1 protein-coding gene and 1 tRNA gene are annotated in these 489 nt (G+C 50.7%); both read left to right on the plus strand.

Annotation, left to right across the window (positions count from 1 at the left end; all coding sequences use genetic code 11):
* The coding region (locus tag ADK28_RS32695) for a hypothetical protein (protein WP_204375367.1) at nt 1-213 on the plus strand (213 nt) is incomplete at its 5' end.
* A 147-nt stretch (nt 214-360) separates the two neighbouring features.
* Nucleotides 361-453, plus strand: a tRNA-Ser gene (locus ADK28_RS06425).
* The last annotated feature ends 36 nt before the right edge of the window (nt 454-489 follow it).

The following is a 489-nucleotide window of genomic DNA, read 5'->3' on the forward strand; positions in this document are numbered from 1 at the left end:
AAATCTATCAGCGCATTCAGGCAGAGAAGTCTCAGCAGACGACTTACTGATTCCGAAGCAGCGTCTCGTTGCCTGACGAGACGCTACTGCATCGTTTTAACCACTTCCTTCGCTCTCCCTCTTCTTTTTCGTGATTATTTTCCCGGTGAGTTTCCTGCTTTATTGCTGCAGACGTTGCGGTTGCCTGTTGATAAAACGCCCTTTTTGCCGTGAAATCGCCCATGTTGGGTGCGAATTGTGCAAACGCGCATGAGTTGGGAAAAATTGTTTGACTTAAAAGTCGGAGAAAGTAATATGTGCGCCACGCAGTGCCGATGAGCTTATCCAAAGCAAGTTAGGCACAATTCGAAAGAAGCGTATGGTGAGGTGGCCGAGAGGCTGAAGGCGCTCCCCTGCTAAGGGAGTATGCGGTCAAAAGCTGCATCCGGGGTTCGAATCCCCGCCTCACCGCCATTTGCATCCGTAGCTCAGCTGGATAGAGTACTCGGC

The organism is Serratia sp. 506_PEND, assembly GCF_001076875.1.
GTDB lineage: Bacteria > Pseudomonadota > Gammaproteobacteria > Enterobacterales > Enterobacteriaceae > Serratia > Serratia marcescens.